Origin of the sequence: Phormidium sp. FACHB-1136, assembly GCF_014697375.1 — a bacterium.
Lineage (GTDB): Bacteria > Cyanobacteriota > Cyanobacteriia > Phormidesmidales > Phormidesmidaceae > Nodosilinea.
The window spans coordinates 1-21,376 of the sequence record NZ_JACJRS010000094.1; the positions used below are offsets into that span (position 1 = coordinate 1).

Consider the following 21,376-nt stretch of genomic DNA (forward strand, 5'->3'; position numbering starts at 1 on the left):
GAAAGGCTTTACATCAGCCAGTTTCGGACATGATGGGTCGATTGACTCAGCTCATGTCCGTTTTTCTTGGCGTCCCGCTACCGGATACAGAACTTCCCACTGTCCAGTTCGGCAGACTGGCCAAAGTAGATCGAGCATTGACGGTCGGCGACATCAAGGATGCCAAAGGGGACTAAGACCGCGTTCCAGAGGGCATCGTGGTCATCGGCTTGGTTCGCCTCTAGGGTGCGGGCCTGATCTCCTCTGGAGAGGTTGCCAATCTTGACTTTCGCTTGGCTATCTATCGACCGTCTCAGCACGGCGGGATTCGCGTCTGCGGCTCGGTTCGCCTGCGCAACGGGCTCGAAAATCGCATCGGTTTCAGGGATCTTTTTCTGCGGTTTCACCTTTTGTGTTTTTCTAGGCGGTAGCCCAACCGATTGAGAATCGTCCCCATTGTTTGACGGCAGGGTACACCATGTCCGGGATGTGACCCAGGGAGAAGATGCGTCGCGCATCCACAGGCACCCGTTGCCGCAAATCTTCGCCGTCGCATCGAACAGCGGATCTCATCCTGGGTCAGTCGTCGGTTAGGCGAACGGGCACTTGGCGATCTTGGAGGTAATGCTTCACTTCGGCGACGGTCAACTGGCCATAGTGCAGCAGGGAGGCCAACAGAGCCGCTTCCGCCCTGCCCTCGGTGAGCGCTTCGTAAATATGTTCACAGTTGCCTGCCCCACCGGAGGCAATCACGGGCACAGGTACACGGTCGGCAATAGTGCGGGTGAGTTCGAGGTCGTAGCCCGCCTGGGTGCCGTCGGCGTCCATGCTGGTGACGAGCAGTTCTCCGGCCCCCCGGTTCACCATTTCCTCGGCCCAGGCAATGGCATCAATCCCGGTATTCTCGCGTCCGCCGCGCACATACACGTCCCAGCCAGGGTTATTAGGATCCTGCCGACGACGGGCATCAATGGCCACGACGATGCACTGGGAACCGAAGCGGTCGCTGGCCTCTTGAACAAATTCCGGTCGCTTCACCGCCGCCGAGTTGATACTGACCTTATCGGCCCCAGCCCGCAGCAGTTTTTTGATGGTATCCAAATTGCTGATGCCGCCACCCACCGTCAGCGGGATAAAGACCTGCTCAGCGGTTTGGTAAACCACATCGTAGATAATGTCCCGGTCTTCGTGGGTGGCGGTGATGTCTAAAAACACCAGTTCATCGGCCCCAGCTTGGTTGTAGGCTTGGGCCAGTTCCACCGGGTCGCCCGCGTCGCGCAGATCCACAAAGTTGACCCCCTTCACCACCCGACCCGCCTTCACATCCAGGCAGGGAAGAATTCGTTTTGCCAGCATTGCCCTTTTCCGCCACCGACGCATTACCCATTCACGATAGATCATCCGGGAGATCATTAGGGGACAAGACGCTGATACACTGTGTTTTGGTTTTATCGTTACGTAAGCAGTTGGAGCCGTTGATTGCCATGGCTTTAGAGATTGGCCAGAAAGTGAAAGTTGCCCGCCTGAGAGACCGTGTTTCCCCCGATGTTGCTGGTCGCCTGGGTAAAAGCGGCACCATCAGTGATTTCAAAATGGTGGATGGCAGCGGCGTCGGCGTTGTAGTGGAATTTGACGACAAATATGCCACCTGGTTCTTTGAAGACGAGCTATCTGCCGTCTAGGCTCATTTTCTACAGATTCGAGCGTATTTAACCAGACCTTGCCTAGATTTCGTTAAACATCGGGCAAAATCTGCCAGAGCAAGGGGCCTTAGCCCCTTGTTTTGTATCGTCCCGCAAGGTGAGCGATGCCCTACCCTCTATTGTTTCGTAGGGTGGACGCCGCCCACCACCTACCCTGGGTTGGCGAGGAAACTACGCCCCTACGGTTTTGCGAATTCCCAGGGATAGGGTGCTGGTAGGCAAAGCCGTAATGCGCCATCTTGTCAGGGCTTGTCAGGATTAGATGCGTTACGCTAGCGCTAACACAGCCTACAAATCTACAGATACTTCTCCCCAGCAGTTATGGCTAAAATTCTTACCTTCCTCGGCAAAGGCGGTTGCGGCAGTACCACCATGGCCATCGCCACCGCCAAGCAACTAGCGGGGTCTGGCAAGCGGGTGTTGCTGATGATCCAGGACGTAACGCCGGGGCCAGCCATTCTGCTGGGGCAATCCCTCAGTGCGGAACCGACGGCCATTAGCCCAAACCTCGCGGCGGTACAAATGCACAGTGCGGCCCAGCTAGAGGCCAGTTGGCAAACCCTGAAGGAACTGGAAGCCCAATACCTGCGGACGCCCTTTTTGAAGGATGTCTATGGCCAAGAACTGGGGGTGCTGCCGGGGATGGATCAAGCGCTGTCGCTGAATGCCCTGCGCGAGTACGACGCCAGCGGCCAGTACGACGTGATTATCTACGACGGCACCGGGGGCATGGGCACCCTGCGGATGTTTGGCCTACCGGAAATTTTGGATTGGTACGTGCGCCGTTTTCGCAATGTGCTGCAACAGTCTGACCTGTGGCGGTCGCTGTCTCCCTTCATCCAGCCCGTATCGGCGGCAGTGTTGTCCACGGATTGGTCGGGGGATATTTTGGATCGGCCCACCGGGGAAATGCGCTCGATGCTGGAGCAAGGTCGCGATGCCGTCAGCAACCCCAACCGTACCCTCGCCTTTTTGGTAACAACCCCCGCCGCCGATGCCGTGGCCACCGCTCGCTACCTCTGGGGCAGCGCCCAGCAAATTGGCCTCACCGTCGGCGGCGTCCTGGTCAGCCAAGGTGATCTAGGATCTGAGCACGAAGGAGCCTTTGCACCCCTGCCTCACTTTGCCATGCCCAGCCAGTACAGCCAGGGATGGGATGCCGTGGTTCAAGCCCTACCCGACATTGAGCACATCGCCGCCCAGGCCAACCCCGCCACGGTGATCGATTTGCCTAGCAAAACCGTCAAGCTGTTTCTGCCCAGCTTCGACAAAACCCAGGTAAAGCTCACCCAATACGGCCCAGAAGTGACCGTAGAAGCGGGCGACCAACGGCGCAACCTGATGCTGCCCTCCGGCTTGGCGGGTAAATCCGTGGCGGGGGCTAAGTTCCAGGATCAATATCTGGTGCTGACCTTCGGATAAGGGGAATCAATACTGCTAGACAGCCTCGCCCCCAATCACAGGTATAGTGATTCCGCCTAATTTTGAGACAGTCCAGTCTAGTGAACCAGTTTCACCTTTGACCACTGGTGATAATTGGTCGAATGCCGTTGCACCGCAACCCGGAGAATTATCAGGACATGCCCCCTGGAATATGTTTGCTATGGTATGTTTCCAAGGCCACCACGTAGCTAGGGATTGCTTCGTCGGCAACAGTGCAGGCAGCTTTGTCTACGGCCAGTAGGTCATCGCCCCAAATCACCTGGCCGATGGGGATGCTGTCGCCTCGGTCGGGTTGCCAGTCGCGACTGACGAATTTTTGGGTGCAGTCCACCACGCCACCGTGGAAAAACTGGCCCAGGGTGCAATACACATCCTGAAGCACCAGGGGCACTGAAGGGCGATGCAGTTGGCCCCGCGAGTTGGGGCTGCGGGCCTTATATTTCGCCCTGGGGAAGAGGCCGTAAAGGTTTTTCAGGGAAGCCGAAATCAACGCTTCGCCCTTGAGGTGAGTGCGTTTGAAGGCGCTGACTGAAATGCAGCCATCCACCTCTTGCAGCAGCTTCGGTGCCCACATCGTCTTGAACCGCGCCGGATGGGGGGACGGGTTGGGATACTCGACACAGTCCAGCAAATCGGCATCCAGCAGGCGCATACCCTCATCTAGTAAGGCATGAACCCCATTTTTGGCCATGATGGCCTCAAAGGACACCTTCGAGCAAACCCCTTCCACAATCAGGATTTCTGCCTGGGGGTTGTGGTGCCGTAACCCCGCCAGTACCCGACCCAGCGCCGCCATGCTTACCGTCACTGGAGGCCCGACGGGATAGCCCAGATTAGGCTTTACGACAATCCGCCGCGCCCCGTGCAGAGAGGCCGGGGGCGTATAGATAAACTCCGCCGTGGGAGCCGTCTGCACCGAAGCGGTCATAGGAATTGGGGGCATGTCAACACTCGAATGATGGGGGATCAGAGATTGAGGTTACGGCTCAACCACAGGATGAGCCGCTAACCATGCGCTCAACTCATCCCCATCAGCCAGATCGAGCACCACGTCTAACAGGGCCTCCAACTGCGGCAGCGATAGATTCTGAATCTGGGCCACTTGGGACTCTGGCAACGGCCCTAAACGTCGGGTCAGCAACCGGATTAAGGTCGCTGCCTCGCCCTTTTGTGTACCAATTTGTTCTCCTTCTTCACGGCCTTCTTCACGGCCTTCTTCACGGCCTTCTTCACGACCTTCTTCACGGCCCTCTTGGAAGACCTCCTGGTAGAAGCGGGTTTGCCGAATATCCGCGATGGTTAAATCCAGCATGGCCAGAATCTCCTGGGTGGTGAATTGGGGAAATCTGTTGATTAGTATAGCTTCCAGGCTATCGAGGATGGACTGAAAGGCCGTTTCCCCTTGGGTTCTAGCTTGTTCGATCACCTGCTTGGCCGCCTTGGGTAAAGAGGCATCTGGCAGCACAATCAACCGTAGTAACGCCAGGGAAAGGGGCAACTCTGCGGCCTCCCGTAGATCGTTCAAGTAGAGCCGCTGCACCTGTTGGTTGAGGAGCGTGGCGTAGGGGATTTCACTCCCCAAGTTTTGTTGCTGGGAGCGCAAAATCAACAACCCTCGCCACGGGCGTTCAATTTGGTACTGGTACAGATAGAGGTGAGTTTCCGCAAAGTAACGCCCATAGAATCGTGGGTCGGCCTGCATTTGAGCCTCAATGAAGATGACAGGCACCGCAGGATCATCGGTCAGAGGCATCAACAACCCATCGAGGCGAAACTCGCTTTCCTTCACCACGGGCGCGACGTATTCAAATTGGCAATCGGCGGGTAGCCCAGGGATCAGCTCCGCCAGGAGAGCGGGCTGGGCTAGGAAAATTTGGTAGTAGAGCTTATCGGTTTTCATTAGACCTGAAGCAATTTCCTGTCATGGTTGCTCTACTCATCGCCAGAGGATATCGCAATATTCCTGAAGTACCGCTTCGATAGGCTGTCCCGCTGATCAGATCCCAGGGTTCTGGCTGAGGCTAAGCTATGGCACTACCGATAGGCCAAAGAACCCTGGGATCTCGTGACGACAATGGCTAGGCGGCTAGGCGTTCGGCGATGGCGCTGCTCCAAATGTCCGCCAGTTGGGCCACGGTGTCGGCGATCAGGGGTTTGCCGTCTTGGGTGGTGAGGGTGAGGGTATCGCCCTGGACGGTGCCGAGGGGTTGCCAGTAGCCTGCGAGGTTGTCAGCTAGGTAGGCTTCCCAGGCGGCTTGGTGCTCAGGGCTGACGGACACCAGAATTCGGGCACCGCCTTCGCCAAACAGCGCTCGATCCCAGCGCAGGTCGGTCTGATGAGAGTCCAAGGGCACCGTTACCGCCGCGCCCAGTTGGCCACTGATGCAGGATTCTGCCAAGGCCACCGCTAGGCCACCTTCGGCAGAATCGTGGGCGGAGCGCACCCAGCCCTGGGCAATGCCGTGGCGGCAGGCGGCTTGCACTCGTTTTTCGAGGGCCATATCAACAACAGGGGGGTGTCCGGTGGCTTGGCCCTGCACCACCATCAGGTATTCCGAGCCACCCAGGGTGACGAGAGGACGGTCGTTGGCGGTGGCGCTGGCCGTATTTTCCAGAGTGACGCCTAATAGATAGATGCGGTCGCCTGTCGATTGCCAGCCCTGGCCACAGGTGAAATTTAGGTCATCAATCAGCCCCACCATGCCGACTACGGGAGTGGGGTAGATGGGCTGGGGGTTGCCCTCACTGTCTACGGTTTCGTTGTAGAGGGACACGTTGCCCCCGGTGACGGGGGTTTCAAACTCGCGGCAGGCTTCGGATAATCCCCGGCAGGCTTCCGCCAGTTGCCAATAGCCGATGGGCTTTTCGGGGCTACCAAAGTTGAGGTTATCGGTCACTGCCAGGGGCAGGGCACCGACGCAGCTTAGGTTACGGGCGGCTTCGGCCACGGCGGCTTTGGCCCCTTCGTAGGGGTTGAGGTACACATAGCGGGCGTTGCAGTCCACGGTAGCGGCTAGCCCTCGCACCACGCCACCGGGCTGATAACCGGGCACCGATTCCAGCGGACGCAGCCGAATCACCGCTGCATCGCCTTGGCCGGGACACTGCACGGTGTTGTTCTGCACCTGGTGGTCGTACTGGCGGTAGACCCACTGCTTAGAGGCAATGGTGGGCTGGCCCAAAAGCTGATGCAAAATGGCCGTCCAGGCGGTTTCTCCGGTGGTGTTGACCAGCCCCGATGCAGTGGCGGTGGGTAGGCTGTCTTCACTCCAGTCCCAGGCGGCTTGGGCATAGACGGGGGGTTCCGGCAGCAGTTCTCGGTGGTAGATGGGGGTATTTTCCGCCAGGGCCAGGGCCGGAATTTCGGCGGCAACCTCGCCTTTAAACAAAATCCGCACGATGGGTTCTTCGATTACCGTCCCGGCGACGACGGCATGGAGACCCCAGCGCTCAAACACCTCGATGACCTCAGCTTCGCGGCCCGCCGCCACCACAAACAGCATCCGCTCTTGGGATTCGGACAGCAGGTATTCGTAGGGCACCATGCCCGTTTCGCGCACAGGAATAAGGTCGAGGTCTAGCTCGATGCCCACGCCGCCCTTCGCCGCCATTTCGGAGGTGGAGCAGGTGATCCCCGCCGCGCCCATGTCTTGAGCGGCGACGATGGCCCCGGTTTTGAAGGCTTCCAAACAGGCTTCCACCAAGGATTTCTCCAAAAACGGATCGCCCACCTGCACCGCCGGACGGTCGGCCTCGGATTCGTCGGTGAGTTCGGCACTGGCGAAGCTGGCCCCGCCCATGCCATCGCGCCCGGTGGTAGACCCCACATAGAGGACAGGATTGCCCAGCCCCGCCGCCCCAGATTTGACAATGTCCGGCGTTTCCATGATGCCAATGGCCATGGCGTTGACTAGGGGGTTGCCGTTGTAGGCCGCGTCAAAGTAGACCTCGCCGCCCACCGTGGGCACGCCGAAGCAGTTGCCGTAGTGGGAAATTCCCGCCACCACGCCCTGGCACAGCCGACGGGTGCGGCTATCGGCCAAATCGCCAAACCGCAGGGAATTCAGCACCGCAATCGGTCGTGCCCCCATGGTGAAAATGTCGCGCAGAATGCCGCCCACCCCCGTCGCCGCGCCCTGGAACGGCTCCACCGCCGAAGGGTGGTTGTGGGACTCAATCTTAAAGGCCACCCGCAGGCCATCCCCTGCATCGATGATGCCCGCATTTTCCCCTGGCCCCACCAGCACCCGTGGCCCCTCGGTGGGAAACTGCTTCAGCAGCGGGCGGGAGTTCTTGTAGCAACAGTGCTCCGACCACATCACCCCAAACATGCCCAGTTCGGCTCGATTGGGATGGCGACCCAAGCGCTCCACAATCTCGTCGTACTCTTCGGGCTTGATGCCCTCGGAGGCGATTTCTTCGGGGCTGAAGGGAGCGGCGGCGTAGGCGGTCATGGTAGGCGCTCGAAAAACGACGAAAAATCTGCCTACCGATCTTAATTCAAATCCACGGTGGAAGGGCCACCTTAGCTGCTTTTATGGCCAACCAGCCGTTGGTGCTCCCCCCTGTTCCCGCCCTTGGGGTTGTCGATGGCGGATAGCAATGGCTAGCCTTTGGGAAAGCTAAGGCTAATTCACTGGTCGCTGCCAAGGTGATGTCGTTCCATTCCGCTGATTAAACCCATACCCCGACATTATGAAATCACCCCAGGTCAACACCCATGAACGGACTTGAATTAATCATTATTATCATCGGCCTTTTTGCTATTGGATGGCTGCTAAAACGCCTCTATACCCTGCGCCAACAGAGCCAGAAAGTTCAGGCCAAAGCCACCTCATTAGAGGATGAAGTCACCCGTCTCTGGACAACGCAGTCTGAACTTTCTGGCGAAGCTAAGCGACTGCAAGCAGAGGTAGATCGCATAACAGCGGAAAACCGCGATCTTAAACAACGCAATGCTATTATTCAATCCTTTGAATCTTTATCTATTGAGCAACTATCCTCGATAAAAAGCAATCTTGATATTGCGACCCATCGCGATCAGTTAAACCAAGCTATCGCTGAAGCCGAAAACCAGAAGCAATCTCTAGAAACTGAAATCAGTCAGCTTAAGCAAAGTGTTGACCTCTGGCAAGAGGAATATCGTAAAATCGAAGCCCAGCACGACGAGATTATCGATTACGACCAACGCCTTAAAGCCTATCCTGGGTTACTCCAACAGCAAGAAGAACTCATCCATAGAATTGATGAGCTAGAACAGGAAAAAGCAAATTTAACGGAAAAACTCTGGCAAGCCCAAGCCCAGATTGAGCGAGACTTACAAGGATTACATCGTATCCAGATTATTTCTGCCTGTCGCCAACACAGCACTAGCGACCAAGAGCTTTTCCATGCCAAACTTACCCTAAATTTTAGCCGAGTACGAGAAGCCTTGGACTTTGCCGAAACCATGTTTGGCGATGTTTTGGAAGTCTGGGATTCAGCCCGTGTCTCCGCCGATGCTTCCAACTTTATCCGACCCGATGATGCCTATCGCGCACTGCAAAGCCTAGCCTGGTTTGGTCAATTTTACTTTAAATGTAATGGAGAGATCGGCAATACTCACTATCATGTTCTTAGGACTAAATACAATCTAGATTGCACACCAGAAAGCATAACGATTCAGAATTCCAAAAAGTTGAGAAGTGAGCGCTGCTTCTGGCATGGTGATCAATGCAAGGAAATGTTTGATCACCTCAAGATTGGCGGTGGTAATGGTATGAATAATATCCTGCGGATCTACTTCGCCATTAACAACAAGAGTCGAAAAATCGAAGTTGGCCACTGCGGCAGACATCTATCGAACTAACTACTAGGTGCCCAGTTTATACCAAATTCCCTAAACTCCTGACATGATTAGCCTCAGGTTTTGTCCTTCCACAAATATGGCGAATGCTAAGAGTATGCCTACTAATAAAGCATCCAAGCTCAGCCCTCCTCCCCCAACCCCCTATCCCCAAGGGAGAAGGGGTTGGGGGAGGGCGAAGGCCATGGCAAATGGATAGTCATTTCTATGGAATACTCTAACCCTGTTGTATAGCGATCAATGGAGCCAAATATAGGGCCATTATGCCGGATCTGGCCTCTCCACCCTAGGCTCTCAGTTTGGCCAACACCCAAATCATCAAACCTGAGGCCGCTGCAATGATCAGCACTACGGTGAGGGCGCTGGGGGCGGTGGCATCGGGTTCGGTCAGCGTGGCGGGAATCTCTGGTTCGGTGGGCCAGTCGGTAGTGGTGGTGGGTTCGGGCGTAACGGGGGCGGCAGCGGCAACGGTGACGGTGTAGGCCAGCTCAAAGGGGTCAAATTCGGCCTCATTTTGAGGACGGCCCTCTAGCACGAGGGTGTAGGTGCCCACGGCGGGGAACACGAAGGTGGCGCTGGGGATGTCCTGGTAGCCCTCGGCGGAGATGGGCTGAAGGTAGGGCTGGGCCAGCATCGTATTGCCCTGGTAGATCCGCAGGGTGCAGTAGCAATCTTCCAGGGGAATCACCCGTCCACCCCGCTCGGTGAGGGCCAGCCAGATCAAGGTGTCTTCCTGGGCACGGGGGGTGTCGTTGGGTTCGAGGTGGAGGGTGGCCCCCACGGACCCCCCGGTTTGCACCTGGTGGGCCTGGGCGGGTTGGTTCAGGTCGATGAGCGCCGACAGGGCGAGACTTCCCCCTAGGCCAGTCCAGCGGTTAACGACGGGGTTCGGGCTGGGGTGCAACATAGGTTTCACTGGAGGTCTGAGGGACATACTTTGAGGGGGCATAGGGGGCAACATAATAGGCGTCTAGGGAAGTCCAGGCCCAGAATCGGCGGGAACGCAGCAGCAGTACCGCTACGCCAAGGCCCGCCAGTCCCCCCAGCCGTAGCCATTGTCCGAGGTTGACGGGGGCTAGACCACTGGGAGCCGTGCCCATCAGCAGGCCGTGGGTCAGACCCAACACAAGGGCAGGAATGCTCAGGAGGTGCAGGGTTCGCCAGCCCGCCCCCAGCCAGCGCTGAAGATCATTGCGGCTGGTGAGGGCCAGGGGCAAGAGAAGCGCCAGGGTCAGCACCCCCGCCAACACCCCCCACTGGTGTAGGGGCAGCATAAACCAAAGGGCGTTGAGGTTGCCTTGCCAACTGTGGTGAACCATCTGCACGGCATGGGCCAACCCCAGCAGAAACGCCCCCACCCCCAGCCCCCGCCGATAGCGCATTGGCCCCGGCCACAGACGGCTAATGGGCCGCGCCACCAGGGCCAGCATCAGCAGGGCCAAACTGGCATAGCCTCCGTAGTCGGTCATGGCGTCCCCGGTGCGCGTGAGGGTGATCAGGCCGATGATCAGCGTAATCCATCCGCCCAGGCGAAACAGTTGACTGCGGCGATCTTGGCTCAGCCAACTGGCGGAGAAGCCAATCCCCACCATCATCGGCAGGGTGCCCAGGCCAAAGGCCAGCATGGTCAGGGATCCGGCGGTGGCTTGGGTGGTTTCGGCAGCTTTGATTTGGGCGGCATAGAGAAATCCACAGGGCACCAGCCCCCACACCAACCCCAGGGCAGCGGGCGTCCACCAGCGGCGACCATCGGCCACATTCCCCATGGCCTGCATCAGCCGTTGGTGCAGGGCTTGACCTTGCAAAGGGTGCAAAAACGGCAACCGAGGCAACAGCCCAGGACTCACCTGCATCAGCCCAAACCACACCAGCAAACTCCCGGTCAGCAACGCCATGGCACGGCGTAAATCGCTACCCACCCCGGCCATGTGCCCCCCCGCCACCAGCACCGACCCCAGCCCGCCAATTAGCCCGCCCACCAGGGCATAGCTGGCCATCCGTCCGCCGTTCAGCAGCAGGTGAAAGCGCAGAGCCGCCCAGCGGTTGGGCTGTTCCCCCACCCCGGCCCCCAGGGAAAAGGCCACCGTCAGCGGGCCACACATGCCTAGGCAATGGCCAAAGCTGCCCAAAAAGCCCAGGCTGGTCATCAACAACAGGTCAACCATCACGCTACGACCCGCCTAGAGATGCAAAAACCGATCCAACGCCGCCACCATGGCCGGGGGCCAACGGCGCACCTGGGCCACCCAGTCCAGATTTTTGTAGCGGCTATCCAGCCCAATCACGGCCACCCAGTTGCTTTCGGCCTCCCCCGGCTGGCCATTGGCCCACAGGGCAGCGGTGAGGGCGGCGCGGGCATCGGCAAAGTTGGGGTAGCGGCGGGTAAGGTTGCGAAATTCGCGAATGGCCTCGTCGGTCTGGCCCAGTTGATAATTGGCGAGGGCCGCATTCACACGGGCAAAAGCAAATTTTGGATCCAGCGTCACCGCCTGTTGATAGTCCTGAAAAGCGGCGTCCCAATCTCCCAACCCCGCCTTGGCATTGCCCCGATTGTTGTAGGCAGCGGCATCGTTGGGGTTGATCTCTAGTACCCGGCTGTAGTCGGCCATGGCGTCGTTCCAGCGTTCCAGTCGCTCCAGGGCTGCGCCCCGATTCAGGTAGGGATCGGGCTGATCCGGCGCGAGGGCCACCGCTTGGTCATAGTCAGCCAGGGCGGCGAGGGGCTGGTTTTGGCTGAGGCGCACATTGCCCCGATTGCTCCACAGGGCCGCTTCGTTGGGCAGATACTCCAGCAGCAGGCTCCAGTATTCCTCGGCCTCGGCAAACCGTCCGGCATTGGAGGCCGTAAACGCCTTTTGGCGCAGGTCGGCAATCATCGTCCCGGTTTCGGCAGATCGTTCCTGGGAGGGGAACCCATCACCGAGAACCGCCAGGGTTTTATGATGTGCAAGGTCACTTAGCGCCCCTGGAACTGAGGAGGTCAGCCCCCCGAAATCGGCCCCCAAAGCCCCAGAGGGCCACCCCAGCCAACTGCCCATGCTGAGCAGCGCCAGACAAAAAATCGTGAAGCAGCGAATCATCGGCATTTTCCTGTTGTCCTTTCCGATTGTGCCATTCTCTCTGCCCTCCTCCCACTCTCCGCCGCTGACACCACAGCATCCGTAAAAAAACCTACGGACGCTCCCCCCTCTATCTCGTAGGATGAAGATGGTGTATAACGCGACAGTTGGCGCTCATTGGTTTGGGTCAAATCTTTAAGGAAAGACTATGGTTCGTCCCCGTACTTCCCCGGAAACAACGCCCATCCTCCAACTACTGAGCGACTATAGCTTTGATGTGGACACCTACGCCGCCGAGGCCATGGTAACGGGGTGGCTGCAACGGTTTGAACCCGCCTGGGTCAGCCAAGCCATCACCGAAGCGCTCTATCAGGGACGCTACAAAATGGTTTCTGTGGATCATATTCTGCAAATTTGGCAACGCCGGGGTCAGCCCTTGCGCCACTTTAACCGAGAATTTGAGTCCATCATTCTGGGGCAATCCTGGGGCCAATTTTTAGCCGCCACCAAAGCCAACGCCGCTTCCCTCGACGCTGATCTCCCCAGTTCGGCAGCGCCCACGAGAGAAGCTGACGCCCAACCCCCCATAAGCGCCGCTACGGCTGGGGAGAACGGTTACCCGGTCACCCCTTCCCTGTCGGAAGCGTTTCTGTCGGCCCAGGGTTCAACCCATGGCTCCCCGGCCTGGTTCACCCCCGACCTCTCCGCCCCTGGCCTGTCTCAAACAGAGTCACTACTGCTTGATCCGCCTGGGGACAGCCCTGCCCTGTTTGGGGGATCGTCGCGCACTATTCTCCCCCTCACCCCCGACCAACTGGCCCGCTTAACCCAGCCCGCAGGGGTGCCAGAGGCCGCTAATCCCGCCATGGCAGAACCCCAGAGTCATCCACCGATAGACGATCTGGACCACCTGACCGACGACACCCAGGTAGCCGAAGCGGGTACGCCAGCAGAGGGGAGGAAGGCCGAGACGAAGGCCGAGACAAAGGCCGAGCAGATGTCCGAAGCCCTTCCCGCCTTAGAAACAGCGACCATAGCCGAAAGCATAGCCAACCCCATTACGCCCGAGGAAACCGCAACCGAGCCACCCGCCACAGAGACCGCCGCCACAGAGGCCACCACCACAGAATCGTTAGATTCAGCAACGTGGGAGTCAGTAACGTGGGAGTCTGAGCCAGTCCCCATGCTTCAGCCCACCTCGGAACCCAGGGGCGAGACCAACGCCACACAGGTCGGTATTCCCAATTTTCAGCCCGTTGCCGCCCTAGCCTCCCGCCCAGAATCGGCGGATAGTATTCCCCCCTTTGTGCCCAACCTTGGCCCCTCGGATTTGCACCAACGCCTAAAGGCCGTTGTGGAAGCAGGGCGGCAAGATGACTAAAACTCGCCATGCTGGGTCAATCAGTCGCCTGGGTGGAGGAGCGGGTACACCCATAGGTCATCCCGTATCAAGCTGTGGAGGCGATAGCTGCCTTAACAGGCAGGGCTAAGGACGATATTCCACGCGGGCTGCATAGCCCTGGGCGATGAGTTCGTTGGCCTTGGCTTCGGCGGTGGCTTGATCGGCGTAGGCTCCCACTTGCATCATGGGTTGCCCGCCCAAATTCACCCGAAAGGCATCGGCCACCACCGCCCGCACCTGGGCCTGGGTAGCGGCATCGGCGGCGGGTACTACCACGGTATAGACCAGGCCCAACAGTCCGCGATGGGAGGGCGGGGGCGGGGTTGCACCGTTTAGGGCCAGGACGGTGGTCGGTGGAGCGAGGTTGGGGATAGCACTGCCGCCACTGCCGATGGGAATCCTGCGGTCGGGCACAGGCAGCACATCAGGGTTGGTGGGGATAGGGGTAGGATTGGAACTGGGCTGAGCCGTGGTCACTGAGCGGGCGGGCGGGGTCACGGGGCGGGCGGGCGGGGCCACTGAGCGGGCAGGGGCGTGGCTGGCTCTGGCCACGGTATCGACCGGGGGCGGAATTACGGCAATGGGGATAGATCCAGATACTGAAGCGGCCACCCTATCCCTGGGGGGAGGATCGGAAATGGCGACGGTAGCCCTATCCTCGGCGGGGGCCGATGGATCGACTGGGGATGTCTGAGCCTCTGGGGAAGCCTGAACTGCCGAGGGAGCTTGAACTGCTGGAGGCGTTTGAATGATGGTTGGAGCCTGAGCCTCTGGGGAAGCCTGAACCGCTGGGGGAGTTTGAATCCCTGGGGGAGCCAAGGTCACCGTCGGGGCATCCTGGTCTTGTTGTCGTGAGGGGACAGCCGCAACAGAGGGCACAATGGCCGTTGGGGCAGACGCTTCAGCCTTGAGGGCCGTTTGGAATTCCACCACCCCATTCCGGCGGTTTTGGGCGATGACATTGTCCTGAAGAATCGGGTTGGCGCTACCATCCAGGATGAGCCCTTCCTGGTTTTGGACAATCGTGTTGTTGACAATCTGTGGCTGGGCACCGGGGGCCACCCGAATGCCAATGCCCGTTTGCTCGAAGCGGTTGCCGCGCACCTCAGCGGCGGTCTGCCCCGACAGCACCAGGCCCACCACCCCATTGCCGCTGAACTGGTTGCCCTCCAGCACCGGAGCGCTATGGCCCGACACATACACGCCGCCATAGCCACTGCCCACAAACTGGTTGTGACGAATGGCCGGACGCCCTGCTTCGACGACTAAGCCATAGCCCGCCGTGCTGGTATTCGTCACCGTCACATGGCCCAGGCCCGCCCCATCGGCCCCCACCAGAGTGGCTTGCACCATACCTGCGGTGGTGCTGGCAAAGATGCCGCTGCCACGAATCACTGTCTGGCCTAGGCCACCGTTGGGCGCACCCTGCACCGTCACCCCCGTCCGCAGTTGGATAGGAAACCGTTCCCCGTTGGCCTCGCTATATTCCCCCGGTGCCAGCAGCACGATGGCGTTGGGTGTGGCCCTTTGCAGGGCGTGGGTAATGGTTTGGTAGGGCCGCAGTTGGCTCCCGTCGCCACTGGTGTCGCTGCCTGCGCGGGCATTCACATGGACGAGGGGATGGGTTTGGGGGGTGGTCGCTGGCGTTGTCCTGGGCTGTAGGACAACGGGAGCCGCCGTTTGGGCCAAAGCCGGAGTGGCCATCAGGGCTAGGGCTGCCACCAAAGCCGGACTAAACAAAGGCTGACCAAGGGAGAAGGATCGCATCGGCATGACCTGTGGGAGGTGAACCAGTGAGGGATACCGCAGCCTAGGTCAGGGGAACACCGAGGGAAATGAATCCAGCGAGCCTACCTAGGCAACGGAAACGACAAACTGATAACTCAAACCCCAAAAATCAGGGGCATTCGTTCACCAAACTTAACAGAATCAGGCCCAAGAATCACGGCTGAAGACCCACGTTAGTCAAACCCCAATTCGGTACTTTTCCCGGCGTGGACGAGGGCCAGTTGATAGTACTTGTGGGCATGTTCGATCAGGTCAAGGACTTGGGCTTCAGACAGGTCGCGAATGACCTTGCCCGGAACGCCCATGACTAAGGATCGCGGGGGAACATCCTTGGTCACCACTGCCCCTGCCCCGATGATACTGCCGCTGCCGACACGCACACCGTTCAGCACGATTGCCCCAATGCCGATCAGACTCCCGGTTTCCACATGGGCACTATGAATGACGGCCCGATGGCCCACGGTGACCCGATCCTCGAGGCAGGTGGGCTGGCCAGGATCGCCATGGAGAATCGCCCCATCCTGGACGTTACTATAGGGGCCAATGGTGATGGATTCTACATCTCCTCGCAGCACCGCCCCATACCAAAGGCTGCATCCCTCCTGGAGAATAACCTGGCCAATGACCGTGGCATTGGGGGCCACAAACGCCGCTTTAGAACAATCGGGAGTAGGCCAAATCAGCGACATAGACAAACCATGGGGGCATTAAGACTATCCATACAGTAGAGGATTTCAGTTATCCCATGCGGTGCTGTTTGGCCCGTTCCATGAGGATGGCCTGGGAACTGCGGGCGGCTTCGGGGGTGGGGGGCTGGCGCTGGCTGTAGGTGCCGTCGGGGTTCATATCCCAGGCGTGGCGGTTGTCCTGGAGGCAGGTTTCCAAAATAAACCGCAGTTCGGCCCGCAGGGCGGGGGCGGTAATGGGCACCACGGCCTCCACCCGGCGATCCAGGTTGCGGGGTCGCCAATCGGCACTGCCCAGCAGAAAGATGTCGTCGCCGCCGTTGTGAAAGTAGAAAATCCGCGAATGTTCTAGGAACGGGCCGATGATGCTAGTGACGCGGATATTTTCGCTCACCCCTGGCAGGCCAGGGCGCAGGCAGCAGATGCCGCGAATCATCAGGTCAATGGTGACGCCTGCCTGGGAGGCTTGGTACAACCGCTGAATCAGATCAGCGTCGGTGAGGGCGTTCATTTTGGCGATGATATGCCCCCGATGGCCGTGGCGCACCCGTTGAATTTCGTCGTGGATGAGGGTCACTAGGCGCTGGCGCAGGGTGAGGGGCGCGACCAACAACTGGCGATACTGGTGCTGGCGGGAATAGCCCGTTAGGTAGTTAAACAGTTCTGACATATCGGCCCCTAGTTCTGGGCAGGCACTCAGCAGCCCCAGATCCGTATAGTAGCGGGCGGTTTTAGGGTTGTAGTTGCCCGTACTGAGGTGGAAGTAGCGGTGCAGATGATCCCCTTCCCGGCGGACGACTAGGGTAATTTTGGTGTGGGTTTTCAGCCCGATCAGCCCATAGACGACGTGGACGCCGGACTGCTCTAGTTTTTTGGCCCAGTTGATGTTGTTTTCTTCGTCAAAGCGGGCCTTGAGTTCGACCAGCACCGTCACCTGTTTGCCGTTGGCCGCCGCCGCAATCAGGGCATTGACGATGGGCGAATCGCCGGAGGTGCGATACAGGGTCATTTTGATGGCGAGGACGTGGGGATCGTGGGCGGCCTGGGAAATGAACCGCTGCACCGTGGCCGAAAAGGCGTGGTAGGGGTGATGGAAAAGCTGATCCTGGCGACGCACCAGGGCAAAGAGATCCTCGGCATCCTCCAGATCGTCGTCGGCTTCTCGCACCTGGGGGTGGCCTAGGGTTTCTAGGGCCGGGGGAACGGTGGGCACCCAGGGAGGCGCTTTGAGGTGGGGCAGGGGCAGATCAGCCAAGGCGGTGAGGTCGCCCAGGCCCAACGGCCCATCCACGGCATAGACATCCACCGCCGACAGCCCCAGTTCTGCCATGATTCTCGTCCGCAGGGCTTGGGGGGTACGCCGCTGAATTTCCAGCCGTACCGCCGATCCCCCCAGCCGTCGTTTATGCAATTCCTGCTCAATGGCCAGCATCAGATCATCGGCGGCGTCCTCCTCCACCGCCAGATCGGCATCGCGGGTAATGCGAAAGAGCGTTTGGGCCTGGATGGTCATGCCAGGAAAGAGGGATTCGATGTGGTGGGCGATCACCGCCTCTAGGGGCACCCCCACCCAGTGGCAGGGCTGTCGCCGTTTCGACCACAGATCCTCCGGTAGGGCAATGAATCGGGGCAACACACGCGGCACCTTCACTCGCGCCACGTGGGTTTCCTGGGTCTGGGCATCGACCACCACCACGGCCAGACTGAGGCTGAGGTTAGACAGGTAGGGTAGGGGATGGCCGGGATCCACCGCCAGGGGGGTGAGCACCGGAAAAAGGTGATCTTCAAAATAGTGAGCCAGGTAGCGCCGCTGGGCTTGGTTAAGCTGGCGATAGTTGAGGAGATAAATGCCGTTTTCGGCCATGCGGGATCGGAGGGTGCGGTTGAGAAAACGATGCTGCTGCTGCACCATGGGCCGCAACACCCGATGAATCAACTGAAGCTGCTGGCTGGGGGTACGGCCATCGGGAGATTGCACCGTCACCTGGGCGGCGATCTGCTGCTTGATCGCCGCCACCCGCACCATGAAATACTCGTCTAGATTGCCACTAAAAATGGCCAGAAACTTTAGAGCCTCCAGCAGTGGTGTGCGGTCGTCCAGGGCTTCGTGGAGCACACGGCGGTTAAACTCCAGCCAACTGAGTTCGCGACTGAGATAGTAGGCCGGATCATTCCAGGGCTGGTCCGGGAAAGGATGCGCTTCGGCGGCAGTCATCGCCCTATTACACCTCCCGTTGGATGTTCCAGCGGTTGCCTAACACGGTTGCCTTAATCAAGGGTTAATGGCCGATTTACGTTAAGTTAATCATCCTACCCTGATTTCCTAGGAGGCGCATAGGCCAGGAACCGCAGGACGCTATACAACTGAAAGGCCGCATCCCAGGGCGAAGCGGCGCTGCGGCTGAGTTCGAGGTAGGGCGGAATCTCCGGCAGCAGGTCGATGAAGTCTAGGGCACTTTCGCCAAACCCGGTAAAGTCCCGGTGCAGCGAGGGCACAATGGCCTGCTCAAAGGCGGCTTTTAGCGCCTTCCAGGCCGTCGCTGCAATCAGGGGGCCATCCGTGGGCGGTTCCCACAACCCCGGTAAAGAGGCCGATTCCCGGTAGCGGTAGGTGCGGTCGCAAAACCGCAGCACGCAGCCTCGCCCATGCAGGTGCCAGTCCAACACCTCGGCATAGTCCTGGGTGGTTTCCTTGCGCTTCAGCTTGCCCCAGGGGCCAAGGTCTACCACCGACTCGTAAATGGGCAGCAAGCCCGACACCCACTGGCTAATCTCCGACCATTGCAGTTGCAGGGTGCCCCGCTGGCCGCTGGCATTTTGGCACAGTACCGTCACCTGGGGCGCAAAGCTCTGGATGGTCTGCACCCGAAACACAGGCAGCGCCTTGATGTCTTGAATCGACGACCAAACACAAGGCACCCGTTGCTGGCGCAGTTGTTCGCCCATGTAGCGCAGTTCCCCCATGGCCCCCGTGCGATAGAGTCGCCAATACTGACTGGGCAATCGGGTGCGAGCCGTATAGGCATCCATCTGCATCACCTGGGCCAACCCCTGCACCGCTGCCTGCCGTGCATCCCCCACCACGGGTTGAAGCACCAACACCCCAGCGATTTCCGATCCGGGCTGGGCCTTGGCCTGGTTGAGGCTGTGCTCCCGCTGACGGGCCAGGTGATCCCGCACTCGCTTAATGCCCTCCCTCGCCTGACTCAGCACCTTGGTATTGGCCGTCGTTTGCAGCAGCTTCGTGTAGGTGGTTTGCGCCCTTTCCACCTCATCCTTCGCCTCCCAATACTGCCCCAGGGCCAGGGCCAACCAGGGATCCTCCGGCTTCTCCCGTTGCCACTGCTTGATCAGTTGGGCCGCTTGGGACAGTTGTTGGGCCTGGAGGGCAGCGGAAACCAGATCGTACATGGGGATCGGGGGGGTAGGGGAAGGGCTGGGGGCCAAGGGCTAGAGCAAACGGAGCTGTTGGGCGGCGTCTAGGGTGGCATCGTCGTCGGGCCAGGGGGCACGGTCAGCGAGGGTGTCCCCATCGTCAGGATCATCGTCAAACGTCAGGTCAGGGATGGGCTGATCCGAGGCCAGATCATCGGCGGCTTCGATCAGTAGGGCCGCAGCGGTCACCATGGCCTCCCGGAGTGCCGCCACATCGGGCCGACTATCGAGGTAGGCGCTGAGGGCGGCGAGGGGGTCGAGGCGGCTGTCGGTGCCCAGTTCGGGTAGACGGTGGCGGTGGGCGGCGGGGGCCACCTGGGCCTGCACGGTGTAGGTGTGGGCCGCTGAGAGGACCACTCCGAGGGCGGCACTGTCGATGTGATCGACCTGGTCAGATCGCAGGCGATAGAGGCAGCGCACCACGGCATCGGTGATGTTCGTATCGGCAATAGCCTGGAGCAGGGTATCCTGGGGCGTTTCTGAAGTGGTTAAATCCACCTGAATGGTGCGAAAGGGCCGCACGGGCAGGGGGCAAAATTCGGCGGTGGTGGCCCCTCGGTCAAGATGCACCCAAACATAGCCCTTGTCCTCAGCCTCTTCGCTAAAATCGACCCGCTCAATACTGCCGGGGTAGATCATCAGCGGGTGATCGCACAAAATTTGATGACGATGCACATGGCCTAGGGCCACATAGTCGAAGCAGGGCCGAGCCAACAGGGCCATGGGAATGGTCAGCCCTCGCCCCGCCGAGAGAAACCGCTCCCCCCCATAGCTGGCGGTGTCTACCATGGCATGGGCCAACAACACCGTGGGCAAGGTCGGATCGAGACCACGAATTTCTCCCTCCAGGGCCACCCGCAGCCGATCCAGCAGCAGTTCGTTGACCTGGGCCATGGAGAGCCCATCGGTTTCGGGCCGGGTGAGCAGGGTAGATCGGGTAATCCAGGGTAGGGTGACCACCTGTACCGGGCCTCGGCGGGTGTCGATGCGGTGGGTGGCAAGGCGATCTCCCACAATCACCCCCGGCACCCCCAGAGTCCGGTAGATGGACAGACTGGCCCCGCCCACCCCCTGGGCATGTTGGTCGTGGTTGCCCACCAGCAACACCGTCGGAATACCCGCCGCTGATAATCGACAAAACTGCTGAGCGAGCGCCTGCTGCACCAAGGGGGGCGGGGTGGCATCCGGGAAGGCATCGCCGCCAAACAGTACCAAATCCACAGGTTCCGCCAAGGCCCGATCCATGCAGCGAGACAGGGCCGCCACAAAATCTTCTAGGCGAGTATTCAGGCCCGTTTCCGGGTTCATCCGACCGTGGGACAACCCACTGCCTAGGTGAATGTCCGACAGGTGGAGGAGGGTCAGCATCGTAACAGCGAAAACAGAGGGCAGGGGCCGCTCCCCCATGATAAAACCTGCCCGCGATAACGTGGGCCGCTTTAGAACAAAGACCGACGACGGGAGAAGAGTTTATAACCAAAACCCATCGCCATAAGGGCGACAAAAAATTGCCACAGACTGGTGGGATTGAGAATAGCCCGACTGCTGGCAAACACACAGACGACACCAAAAGCGACCGCCACCCAGCCAAAGGGCCGCATAGGGGGCGGCAAAAAGACCAAGGCAAAGACGCCAATGCACAAAGAAATGACCGACAAATCAGCGGCAATGCCCCGCCACCAGGGATAGGCATAGGTGGTGAAGATGATATTCTTACCAAGAAAATAGATGCCTAGCAAAATAAGCGCCAGACCCAACAGATAGTTGAAGATTCGCATGATGATGATTCTAAAACGTCAACACCAACCATATAAATGGAGACCCTGGCTTAGAATACCCAATCCGGCTAAAAATCATACAATTAATCTATAGCGGGTTTCACTCGGTTGAAGTACATTGCGATGATCCCCCCTGCCCCCCTTATCAAGGGCAGGGTGGTTTTATGTTAGCCAGCGAAAAACTTTCTGCACTTGATTAGCCAGTAACCGCATGGCCTCAGGCACCGTTCGAGTTCCCATCCGTCGGGCCAGAGTAAA

At 59.3% G+C, this 21,376-nt stretch carries 18 protein-coding genes; 4 read left to right on the plus strand and 14 right to left on the minus strand.

What is annotated here, in order from left to right:
- Positions 1-77 precede the first annotated feature (77 nt).
- Entirely contained in the window at positions 78-497 is a 420-nt protein-coding gene (locus H6G62_RS21055; RefSeq protein WP_242052200.1) for a hypothetical protein, read from the minus strand.
- 61 nt (positions 498-558) lie between these two features.
- Positions 559-1,335: an imidazole glycerol phosphate synthase subunit HisF gene (gene hisF / locus H6G62_RS21060; RefSeq protein WP_190498816.1), complete on the minus strand. Its 777-nt coding sequence runs from the start codon at positions 1,333-1,335 to the stop codon at positions 559-561.
- Positions 1,336-1,421: 86 nt separating this feature from the next.
- On the opposite strand from hisF, the gene H6G62_RS21065 reads away from it, so the two are divergent.
- Both H6G62_RS21065 and H6G62_RS21070 read left to right on the plus strand, forming a co-directional pair.
- Positions 1,422-1,661 carry a DUF2862 domain-containing protein gene (locus H6G62_RS21065; RefSeq protein ID WP_347239397.1) on the plus strand — a complete coding sequence of 80 codons (240 nt, stop codon included), beginning with the start codon at positions 1,422-1,424 and terminating at the stop codon, positions 1,659-1,661.
- A 342-nt stretch (positions 1,662-2,003) separates the two neighbouring features.
- Positions 2,004-3,104, plus strand: coding sequence for an ArsA family ATPase (locus H6G62_RS21070; RefSeq protein WP_190498818.1), 1,101 nt, complete (start codon positions 2,004-2,006; stop codon positions 3,102-3,104).
- Positions 3,105-3,255: 151 nt separating this feature from the next.
- On the opposite strand, the gene H6G62_RS21075 is transcribed toward H6G62_RS21070, so the two are convergent.
- The 3 genes from H6G62_RS21075 to purL all read right to left on the minus strand — a co-directional run bounded on the left by H6G62_RS21075 (position 3,256) and on the right by purL (position 7,579).
- Positions 3,256-4,068 carry a DUF362 domain-containing protein gene (locus H6G62_RS21075; RefSeq protein WP_190498820.1) on the minus strand — a complete coding sequence of 271 codons (813 nt, stop codon included), beginning with the start codon at positions 4,066-4,068 and terminating at the stop codon, positions 3,256-3,258.
- A gap of 36 nt (positions 4,069-4,104) precedes the next feature.
- Positions 4,105-5,025: a DUF2887 domain-containing protein gene (locus tag H6G62_RS21080; protein WP_190498822.1), complete on the minus strand. Its 921-nt coding sequence runs from the start codon at positions 5,023-5,025 to the stop codon at positions 4,105-4,107.
- 178 nt (positions 5,026-5,203) lie between these two features.
- On the minus strand, positions 5,204-7,579 hold the full coding sequence (gene purL, locus H6G62_RS21085; RefSeq protein ID WP_190498823.1) for a phosphoribosylformylglycinamidine synthase subunit PurL: 2,376 nt from the start codon (positions 7,577-7,579) through the stop codon (positions 5,204-5,206).
- A 266-nt stretch (positions 7,580-7,845) separates the two neighbouring features.
- Between purL and H6G62_RS21090 the strand changes: the two genes are divergently transcribed.
- Positions 7,846-8,973, plus strand: coding sequence for a hypothetical protein (locus tag H6G62_RS21090; RefSeq protein WP_190498825.1), 1,128 nt, complete (start codon positions 7,846-7,848; stop codon positions 8,971-8,973).
- A gap of 283 nt (positions 8,974-9,256) precedes the next feature.
- Here the strand turns inward: H6G62_RS21090 and H6G62_RS21095 are convergent, their stop codons facing one another.
- The 3 genes from H6G62_RS21095 to H6G62_RS21105 are packed head-to-tail and all read right to left on the minus strand — an operon-like array spanning position 9,257 to position 12,056.
- Entirely contained in the window at positions 9,257-9,877 is a 621-nt protein-coding gene (locus tag H6G62_RS21095) for a hypothetical protein (RefSeq protein ID WP_190498827.1), read from the minus strand.
- On the minus strand, positions 9,846-11,135 hold the full coding sequence (locus tag H6G62_RS21100) for a sulfite exporter TauE/SafE family protein (RefSeq protein WP_190498829.1): 1,290 nt from the start codon (positions 11,133-11,135) through the stop codon (positions 9,846-9,848). Before H6G62_RS21100 ends, H6G62_RS21095 begins: the two co-directional genes overlap by 32 nt.
- Before the next feature lie 15 nt (positions 11,136-11,150).
- Complete coding sequence (locus H6G62_RS21105) at positions 11,151-12,056, minus strand: tetratricopeptide repeat protein (protein WP_242052201.1); 906 nt, start codon at positions 12,054-12,056, stop codon at positions 11,151-11,153.
- 181 nt (positions 12,057-12,237) lie between these two features.
- Here H6G62_RS21105 and H6G62_RS21110 point away from each other — a divergent pair, with 181 nt between their 5' ends.
- A complete protein-coding gene (locus H6G62_RS21110; protein ID WP_190498831.1) occupies positions 12,238-13,410 on the plus strand; it encodes a hypothetical protein in 1,173 nt (390 codons plus the stop codon).
- Between the two features lie 105 nt (positions 13,411-13,515).
- Here the strand turns inward: H6G62_RS21110 and H6G62_RS21115 are convergent, their stop codons facing one another.
- The 6 genes from H6G62_RS21115 to H6G62_RS21140 all read right to left on the minus strand — a co-directional run bounded on the left by H6G62_RS21115 (position 13,516) and on the right by H6G62_RS21140 (position 21,118).
- The gene (locus H6G62_RS21115) at positions 13,516-15,198 is read right to left on the minus strand and encodes a DUF1565 domain-containing protein (protein WP_190498833.1); all 1,683 of its coding nucleotides are present in this window, start codon (positions 15,196-15,198) and stop codon (positions 13,516-13,518) included.
- 194 nt (positions 15,199-15,392) lie between these two features.
- Complete coding sequence (locus tag H6G62_RS21120) at positions 15,393-15,908, minus strand: gamma carbonic anhydrase family protein (RefSeq protein ID WP_190498836.1); 516 nt, start codon at positions 15,906-15,908, stop codon at positions 15,393-15,395.
- A gap of 49 nt (positions 15,909-15,957) precedes the next feature.
- Complete coding sequence (gene ppk1 / locus H6G62_RS21125; RefSeq protein ID WP_190498839.1) at positions 15,958-18,120, minus strand: polyphosphate kinase 1; 2,163 nt, start codon at positions 18,118-18,120, stop codon at positions 15,958-15,960.
- Between the two features lie 95 nt (positions 18,121-18,215).
- Positions 18,216-19,316 (minus strand): tetratricopeptide repeat protein, encoded by a 1,101-nt coding sequence (locus H6G62_RS21130; RefSeq protein ID WP_190498841.1) that lies wholly within the window; start codon positions 19,314-19,316, stop codon positions 18,216-18,218.
- A gap of 39 nt (positions 19,317-19,355) precedes the next feature.
- Positions 19,356-20,708 (minus strand): exonuclease subunit SbcD, encoded by a 1,353-nt coding sequence (sbcD, locus tag H6G62_RS21135; protein ID WP_190498843.1) that lies wholly within the window; start codon positions 20,706-20,708, stop codon positions 19,356-19,358.
- A gap of 71 nt (positions 20,709-20,779) precedes the next feature.
- Entirely contained in the window at positions 20,780-21,118 is a 339-nt protein-coding gene (locus H6G62_RS21140) for a hypothetical protein (RefSeq protein ID WP_190498845.1), read from the minus strand.
- Positions 21,119-21,376: the final 258 nt, after the last annotated feature.

Coding starts and splice junctions, on each gene's coding strand:
- H6G62_RS21105 (WP_242052201.1), bottom strand. CDS start 12,056: ATGCCGATGATTCGCTGCTTCACGATTTTTTGTCTGGCGCTGCTCAGC.
- H6G62_RS21100 (WP_190498829.1), bottom strand. CDS start 11,135: ATGGTTGACCTGTTGTTGATGACCAGCCTGGGCTTTTTGGGCAGCTTT.
- H6G62_RS21055 (WP_242052200.1), bottom strand. CDS start 497: ATGCGCGACGCATCTTCTCCCTGGGTCACATCCCGGACATGGTGTACC.
- sbcD (WP_190498843.1), bottom strand. CDS start 20,708: ATGCTGACCCTCCTCCACCTGTCGGACATTCACCTAGGCAGTGGGTTG.
- H6G62_RS21110 (WP_190498831.1), top strand. CDS start 12,238: ATGGTTCGTCCCCGTACTTCCCCGGAAACAACGCCCATCCTCCAACTA.
- purL (WP_190498823.1), bottom strand. CDS start 7,579: ATGACCGCCTACGCCGCCGCTCCCTTCAGCCCCGAAGAAATCGCCTCC.
- H6G62_RS21090 (WP_190498825.1), top strand. CDS start 7,846: ATGAACGGACTTGAATTAATCATTATTATCATCGGCCTTTTTGCTATT.
- H6G62_RS21075 (WP_190498820.1), bottom strand. CDS start 4,068: ATGCCCCCAATTCCTATGACCGCTTCGGTGCAGACGGCTCCCACGGCG.
- H6G62_RS21120 (WP_190498836.1), bottom strand. CDS start 15,908: ATGTCGCTGATTTGGCCTACTCCCGATTGTTCTAAAGCGGCGTTTGTG.
- H6G62_RS21140 (WP_190498845.1), bottom strand. CDS start 21,118: ATGCGAATCTTCAACTATCTGTTGGGTCTGGCGCTTATTTTGCTAGGC.
- H6G62_RS21070 (WP_190498818.1), top strand. CDS start 2,004: ATGGCTAAAATTCTTACCTTCCTCGGCAAAGGCGGTTGCGGCAGTACC.
- H6G62_RS21080 (WP_190498822.1), bottom strand. CDS start 5,025: ATGAAAACCGATAAGCTCTACTACCAAATTTTCCTAGCCCAGCCCGCT.
- H6G62_RS21115 (WP_190498833.1), bottom strand. CDS start 15,198: ATGCGATCCTTCTCCCTTGGTCAGCCTTTGTTTAGTCCGGCTTTGGTG.
- hisF (WP_190498816.1), bottom strand. CDS start 1,335: ATGCTGGCAAAACGAATTCTTCCCTGCCTGGATGTGAAGGCGGGTCGG.
- H6G62_RS21095 (WP_190498827.1), bottom strand. CDS start 9,877: ATGTTGCACCCCAGCCCGAACCCCGTCGTTAACCGCTGGACTGGCCTA.
- ppk1 (WP_190498839.1), bottom strand. CDS start 18,120: ATGACTGCCGCCGAAGCGCATCCTTTCCCGGACCAGCCCTGGAATGAT.
- H6G62_RS21130 (WP_190498841.1), bottom strand. CDS start 19,316: ATGTACGATCTGGTTTCCGCTGCCCTCCAGGCCCAACAACTGTCCCAA.